The organism is Rhodococcus sp. CX (genome assembly GCF_015865005.1).
Classification (GTDB): Bacteria; Actinomycetota; Actinomycetes; order Mycobacteriales; family Mycobacteriaceae; genus Rhodococcus.
This window is the reverse complement of the sequence record NZ_JADZGH010000257.1, coordinates 28,992-35,587: the sequence shown is the minus strand read 5'-3', so window position 1 is coordinate 35,587 and position 6,596 is coordinate 28,992. Positions and strand designations below refer to the sequence as shown.

Sequence of the window (6,596 nt, the reverse complement as noted above, 5' to 3'; positions counted from 1 at the left end):
TGTACGGGAACTGGTCCGGGCGCAGCAGATTCTTCAGCCGCAGCTGCGCCGGGTCCATGTCGAGGTCGTAGGCGAGGCAGTCCACGAGCCGTTCGACGAAGTACACGGCCTCGGTGATGCGGAACGAGCACGCGTACGCGACGCCGCCGGGCGCCTTGTTGGTGTAGACGGCGGTCATGTGGCAGTAGGCGGCTTCGATGTCGTAGCTGCCGGTGAACACGCCGAAGAATCCGGCCGGGTACTTCACCGGGGCCGCGGTGCCGTTGAAGGCGCCGTGGTCGGCGAGGACCTGCGAGCGGATCGCCAGGATCTTGCCGTCCTTGGTGGCCGCGATCTCCCCGACCATCACGTAGTCGCGGGCGAATCCGGTGCTGACCAGGTTCTCGCTGCGGTCCTCCATCCACTTGACCGGTTTGCCGGTCAGCAGCGACGCCACGATCGCGCACACGTAGCCCGGGTAGATCGGAACCTTGTTGCCGAAACCGCCGCCGATGTCCGGGGAGATCACCCGGATCTTGTGCTCGGGCAGACCTGCGACCAGCGCATACAGGGTTCGGTGCGCGTGCGGGGCCTGGCTCGTCGACCACAGGGTCAGCTTGCCGGTAACACGGTCCAGGTCGGCGACGGCCCCGCAGGTCTCCATGGGCGCCGGGTGCACGCGCGGGTAGACGATCTCCTGGCGGCTCACCACGTCGGCCTTCGCGAACGCGGCGTCGGTGGCCGCGGCGTCGCCGGTCTCCCAGTCGAAGCAGTGGTTGTCGGTCTTGCCGTCGAGGTCGTCGCGGATCACCGGCGCGTCCTCCGCGAGTGCACGGCGGACATCGATCACCGGGTCGAGCTGCTCGTATTCGACGTCGATGAGCTCGAGCGCGTCGCGCGCGGAGTAGCGGTCCTCGGCGACGACGAACGCGACCTCCTGTCCGAAGAACCGCACCTTGTCGGTGACGAGGACGGCCTGCACGTCGTTGGACAGGGTCGGCATCCAGGCCAGGCCCTTGGCGGCGAGGTCGGCGCCGGTGACGACGGCCTTGACCTTGGGATGCGCCTGCGCGGCGGTGGTGTCGATGCTCACGAGTTTCGCGTGCGCGACGGGGGCGCGCAGGATCGCCAGGTGCAGCATGCCGGGCAACTGGACGTCGTCGACGTAATTGCCCCGGCCGCGGATGAAGCGGGGATCCTCCTTGCGGAGCATCCGGCCGTGCCCGCACGGTGTGCGGTCGTTGTCGGCGGTCTCGGGATCCTGCCGGTCAGGTTCGACGGCGGTCATTACACTGCTCCCTCGGATTCGGTGAGCTGTTCGGCGGGGGCGTGCTCGGCGGCCCAACGCACCGAACGCACGATGGTCGTGTAGCCGGTGCAGCGGCAGATCTGGCCGGAGATCGCCTCGCGGATGGTCGCTTCGTCGGGGTCGGGATTGCGGTCGAGCAGGGCACGCGTGGTGATCATCATGCCCGGCGTGCAGAACCCGCACTGCAGGCCGTGGCACCGCATGAACCCTTCCTGGATCGGGTCCAGCACGCCGTCCTTCTCGAGCCCTTCGACGGTGAGGACGTCGTGCCCGCCTGCCATCGCGGCGAGCGTCGTGCACGACTTGACGGGTTCACCATCGACGGCGACGACGCAGGTGCCGCAGTTGCTGGTGTCGCATCCCCAGTGGGTTCCGGTGAGCCCCAGGTGGTCTCGCAGGAAGTGCACGAGAAGCGTCCGAGGTTCGATCTCCGCGGTAACAGGCTCCCCGTTCACCGTCATCGAAACCTGCATGAGTTCAGCCCCTTTCGGAAACTGCGAGCCGTTCGACGGAGCGGCGCAGCGTGCGTACGGTCAGTTCCGACGCGAGATGACGCTTGTAGTCGGCTGTTCCGCGCTGATCGGCGTCGGGGTTGCACGCGGCCGCGGCTCGCGCGCCGGCCTCGCGGAACAGTTCTTCGGAAGGTTCGGCGCCGCGCAGGAATTCGCCGAGTTCGGCGAGTGCGGCGGGGTCGGGACGCACCGCGGTGAGCGCGACCCGCGCCTGCTCGATCGTCTTCCCGTTCATCCACACTGCCGCCCCGGCGGCAGCGATGGCCCAGTCCCCTGCGCGCCGTTCGACCTTCGCGTATGCGCTGGATCCGTTGCCGTGGCGCGGCAGGCGCACCTCGACGAGCAGTTCGTTGCTCGCGGCGGCAGTCTCGTAGGGACCGAGCTCGAAGTCGGTGAGCGCAAGCTCCCGAGTTCCGGACGGTCCGCGCAGCACGCACGTGGCGTCGAGCGCGGTGCACACCGTCGACAGATCCTCGGCGGGATCGGCCTGGCACAAGGACCCGCCGAGGGTGCCGCGATTGCGGACGACCGGGTCGGCGATGACCTTCTCCGCGTCCCGGAAGATCGGGAACACCGCGGCGAGGTCGTCGGACTCGAGCAGTTCGCGGTGGCGGACCATCGCGCCGATCCGCACCACGTCGTCACCGATGTCGATATAGCCCAGCTCGCCGGCGAGGTCGTTGATGTCGATCAAGAACTCGGGGTTCGCCAGCCGCAACTTCATCATCGGAAGCAGGCTGTGACCACCGGCGATGACCCTCGCCTCGTCCCCCAGCTTGTCCAGCAGCGCGATCGCGTGGTCGACGCCGGTCGCGCGTTCGTACTCGAATGGCCCTGGTACCTGCATGTGAAACACCTCACATCCGGTTACATGCGCAGTGTATCGTCGCGGCAGGATCCTGCAGGAGAATCGGGCGATTCCGACCGGATGACGACTCGCCGCCTGCCCGAAATTCCCGATCACGGACAGAGCAGATACGATGCTCTTCGCGCCTCCGTAGCTCAGGTGGATAGAGCAAGAGCCTTCTAATCTCTAGGTCGCAGGTTCGAATCCTGCCGGGGGCACCATCACCACTCTTTCGTCTCGCCTCCCGGCACCAGTTCTTCGCGGCACACTGGACCGGTAGCCGCACTCCGCCTGACGAGAGGAGCCGCTCGTGACCGAGACGACCGGCGAACACCCTGTCACTGCACGCGCGAACGGACCGACCGTCGTACTCGATCTTCTCGACGGCCTCGGCGTCGCGCTCGACCTCGCGCAGGCCCGGACACTGCTCGAACAGTTGCAGGCGGCGATTGCGCAGGCCGAGCGACTCGACGACTGACTCCCCCGGATTCAGTCCTGCGCGTCGATCTTGGCCCGCGCGTCCTCGATCCACGGTGGGGAGATGAAGATGCCTTCCGCTTCCACGCAGATCCCGTCGGGCCCGGCGATGTGGCCGGTGACGAACGCCTTGCGACCCTCGCGGCGGTCGAGCTTCGCCTCGGCGTGCAGATCGCCGAGCGGCGTGGGCGTGCGGTAGCGGAGAGTGAGGGTGCCGGTCATGCCGGGTGAGCCCCCGACACGAGCGGCGTCGCCGAGGACCTGGTCGAGAACGAGCGCCGAAACGCCCCCGTGGGTGTGGCCGGCCGGCCCCTCGTAGCCGATGTGCAGGTGGAAGTCCGTCCAGACCCGGCCGTCCGGGTCGGTGTTCATCTCGAGCGGCGGAGCCACCGCGTTGCGCAGCCCTAATGCAGCGTTGCCCCAGGAACGGAATTGGCCGGCGTCGTTGAACCGTGTCCCGTACGGTCCGGGGTCGCGTCGCCTCCCGAGGATCGCCGCGGCCGCCGCGAGGTGTTCGCGAGCCCGGCGGATCTCGTCGTCGTCGGCCTGGGTGGAGATACCGAGCGGAATGAGCGCGCGGATGTCCTCGACCAGCGGCCCGTAGAGCGCCGCCTGGTGCGCGACCTCGTCTTCGGACAGGCCGTCGTTGATGTAGAGGCTGATGACGTCGGTCATGCGGGCTCCTGCGGTGTCGGGACACGGTCGCCGGATTCGAACTGCGCGGAGCCGAAGGTGTCAATCTCGCGTTCCGGTGACCGGGACAGGGTCCACGCGCGCACGGCCGCAACACCCCCCGTCCGAGGGATGGTCCGGCGGCACGGCGTCGTCCGATACTGAGAGCACAGGAAAGAACCTCGATCGAGCGCGAATCCTGTAGTAGAAGAACGTATCTCGACGAGGAGGTCGGATGATGCGGCATCACCGGCTGTTCCGATCCGCAGGACCGGCGATTGCAGCGTTCCTGGTTGCGGGAGGGTTGTCCTGGTACAGCGCGACAGCGGCTCCGGACGGGAGCCGCACCTCCTTCGGATCCTCGGGGAACCTCGGCAACGGAGTGGTTCGAACCTTCGCCTCCGTGGACCCCGGCGGTGAACCGGCCGCGGTCGGCGTCCGGGTTTCGGCGGCCGCACTCGACGGCCTTCCCACCGAACCGGCCATGCTCATGCTCGATTTCCCGGCAGAGGCGTCCGCGACTGCCTTCGACCACCTGATGCTCAACTGGAACCCACACGGACACGAACCCGAAATCCTTTTCGGTAAGCCTCATTTCGACTTCCACTTCTACATGACCGACATGGCGTCGATCATGCGGATCGATCCGGCGGCACCCGAGTTCGGCACGCAGGCCGCCCACTTTCCCGACGCCCGGTACATGCCGCGCGACTACGTCTCCCCGCCCGGCGCGCTGGCGTCCGAGCTGGCGGTGCCGTTCATGGGGACGCACTGGGTCGACGCGACCGAAGGCATGATCCCGGGCGTCTACGACTTCACCGAGACGTTCATCAACGGATCCTGGGACGGCACCTTCACGTTCATGGAACCGATGATCACCCGCGCATGGCTGCTCACGGAGCCGACCTTGCAGGAGAGCATCAAACAACCTCAGGCCTACCAGAAGTCCGCGTACTACCCCACCGTCTACACCGTCCGATTCGACGACAGCGCTCAGGAGTTCGAGATCACCCTGTCCGAGATGGTGTACCGCACCGGGTCCTGAGACCCGTGGCACCCATCCGCGGCGCGCTCGGTCATCCGCTCTGACGATCCTCGGGGCGGATGACTGACGGCCGAGCGGGTCCGTGAGGGACATACCTATCACGGTGAGTCGTCCAGCGCGAGAAGCCGATCAGCGGCGGCCGCAGCGCCGTCGGTGGCCCTGATCCGGGTGCCGAGCGCGGCCGCCGCGGTCCGATAGCGCTCCGAATGCACCAGCTCGTCGATCGCGTCGCGGATCTTGCCGGGGCTCGCCGTCCTGCGGAGCACCTTTCCGGCACCGGCGGCGGCCACCGCCTTCCCGACTCCCGGCTGGTCGGTGAGCGGCGACATGGGCATGATCAGCATCGGAAGACCGTGCGCGAGAGCCCGGAACGTGGTGGCGTGCCCTCCGTGCCCGATCACCGCGGAGCATTCCGGCATCAACTCGTTGTGCGGAACGTACCGGTGGACCGTTGCATTCGCCGGTACACGGAATCCCGCGGGGTCGACCGAGGGTCCGGTCGTGACGACCAGCTCGACGTCGGTGCCCTCGACGGCGTCGAGGATGTTCTGCAGGGTCCTGCGCTGGCCCGCGAATCCGGCCGTGCTGAGACTGGCCAGCACACGCGGTGGGGTCCGCCCCACCGCCGCCTCCAGGACATCGTGCACGGCCCCGGTCCACACCACGTGCCCGTTCGTCCGCCCGGCTCCGTCGCGAGCCGCGGGATCGAACTCCGGGTCCGAGCACACCAGTTCGAGATCGGACTCGTGCCACACACGCCGGGGACCGAGCCCTTTCGTTCGGGCGACGATACCGAACGGGCCGCGCCGGAACGATCCGTAGAACATCGCGTAGAAGGTGTGGAACAGCGCGACGTGTCGCAGTCCCTCACGGGCGGCCGCATCGAGCGCGTTGAACAGCATGCAGTCGACGACCACCAGATCGGCCGGATCGGCGCGCACCTCGTCCCGGAGATCCTGCCCGACTCCCGGTTCGGTGACCATCGTGATCCCCATTGTCAGGACCGTCCACGTGCTCAACTGGTCGTGGGGGCGCCACGGCGGGGAGTTCCGGTAGGCGCGGAATTCGAGCCCGGCCGATTCGATCTGCGACTGCTGCATCGCGTGCCCGAGAACCCGGACGCGGTGACCGCGGCGATGCAGTTCCCTGCCGATACCCAGCGCCGGCGGCACATTGCCGCCGGCTTCGAACGTCACGATCAGGATGTCGGACACGACGTTCCCTCCCTCTCCAGGACGCCCCGACCGGTAGCTACGGGTTCTGTTCGCTTCGTGCCGTTCCGGTGAACGAGCCGTCCGGTCCGACCGGCGCACCGAAGTGCGGCAGATGGTGGGCGAAGAACAGGTGCGCGACGAGTTCCTGACGGCTGTTGACGCCGAGCTTGGCGTAGATGCTCTTCAGGTGGTCCTGGACGGTGTAGGGGCTGATGAACATTCGTTGCCCGATCTCCGCCCGCGTCTCGCAGGCGAGGACATGTCCGAGTACCTCCGCCTCCCGCGTGGTGAGTCGGTACAGGTCGGTCACCAGCGCGACGATCTGCGCGGGATGGGCCGGTTCCAGCGTGACGACCACCCGGCCTGCCGCTCCCCGGCCGTCGAGTCGCCCTGCGCGCAGCACCAGCCATTCGCCGTCGGCGGTGCGCATCCGGGTGACCACCGCGTCGCCCGAATTCCGGAAACGCACGGCCGCCGCGACCGCGGGCATCATCCGGATCCGCGAGTCGCCGCCCATCCGATCGAGAAATTCCAATGCGCG

At 67.8% G+C, this 6,596-nt stretch carries 8 protein-coding genes and 1 tRNA gene; 3 read left to right on the top strand and 6 right to left on the bottom strand.

Annotated elements, in window-relative coordinates; genetic code table 11:
- The 3 genes from I0Q12_RS34150 to I0Q12_RS28030 all read right to left on the bottom strand — a co-directional run.
- Positions 1–1,267, bottom strand: a 1,267-nt coding sequence (locus I0Q12_RS34150) for a molybdopterin cofactor-binding domain-containing protein (protein ID WP_231611607.1), incomplete at its 3' end; no start/stop codon positions are given.
- Positions 1,267–1,761 carry a (2Fe-2S)-binding protein gene (locus tag I0Q12_RS28035; RefSeq protein ID WP_197256788.1) on the bottom strand — a complete coding sequence of 165 codons (495 nt, stop codon included), beginning with the start codon at positions 1,759–1,761 and terminating at the stop codon, positions 1,267–1,269. The genes I0Q12_RS34150 and I0Q12_RS28035, both read right to left, overlap by 1 nt.
- 4 nt (positions 1,762–1,765) lie before the next feature.
- Entirely contained in the window at positions 1,766–2,647 is an 882-nt protein-coding gene (locus I0Q12_RS28030; protein ID WP_197256786.1) for a xanthine dehydrogenase family protein subunit M, read from the bottom strand.
- 144 nt (positions 2,648–2,791) lie between these two features.
- Between I0Q12_RS28030 and I0Q12_RS28025 the strand changes: the two genes are divergently transcribed.
- Together I0Q12_RS28025 and I0Q12_RS28020 are read left to right on the top strand one after the other, a co-directional pair.
- A tRNA-Arg gene (locus tag I0Q12_RS28025) sits at positions 2,792–2,868 on the top strand.
- 89 nt (positions 2,869–2,957) lie between these two features.
- Positions 2,958–3,125, top strand: a complete 168-nt coding sequence (locus I0Q12_RS28020) for a hypothetical protein (RefSeq protein WP_197256785.1) — start codon at positions 2,958–2,960, stop codon at positions 3,123–3,125.
- An 11-nt stretch (positions 3,126–3,136) separates the two neighbouring features.
- On the opposite strand, the gene I0Q12_RS28015 is transcribed toward I0Q12_RS28020, so the two are convergent.
- Positions 3,137–3,799, bottom strand: coding sequence for a PaaI family thioesterase (locus tag I0Q12_RS28015; protein ID WP_197256783.1), 663 nt, complete (start codon positions 3,797–3,799; stop codon positions 3,137–3,139).
- 232 nt (positions 3,800–4,031) lie between these two features.
- Between I0Q12_RS28015 and I0Q12_RS28010 the strand changes: the two genes are divergently transcribed.
- On the top strand, positions 4,032–4,841 hold the full coding sequence (locus I0Q12_RS28010; RefSeq protein ID WP_231611595.1) for a DUF5602 domain-containing protein: 810 nt from the start codon (positions 4,032–4,034) through the stop codon (positions 4,839–4,841).
- Positions 4,842–4,939: 98 nt separating this feature from the next.
- On the opposite strand, the gene I0Q12_RS28005 is transcribed toward I0Q12_RS28010, so the two are convergent.
- Both I0Q12_RS28005 and I0Q12_RS34145 read right to left on the bottom strand, forming a co-directional pair.
- Complete coding sequence (locus I0Q12_RS28005) at positions 4,940–6,055, bottom strand: glycosyltransferase (RefSeq protein WP_197256781.1); 1,116 nt, start codon at positions 6,053–6,055, stop codon at positions 4,940–4,942.
- A gap of 37 nt (positions 6,056–6,092) precedes the next feature.
- A partial coding sequence (locus I0Q12_RS34145) for a LuxR C-terminal-related transcriptional regulator (RefSeq protein ID WP_231611594.1) occupies positions 6,093–6,596 on the bottom strand: 504 nt, incomplete at its 5' end.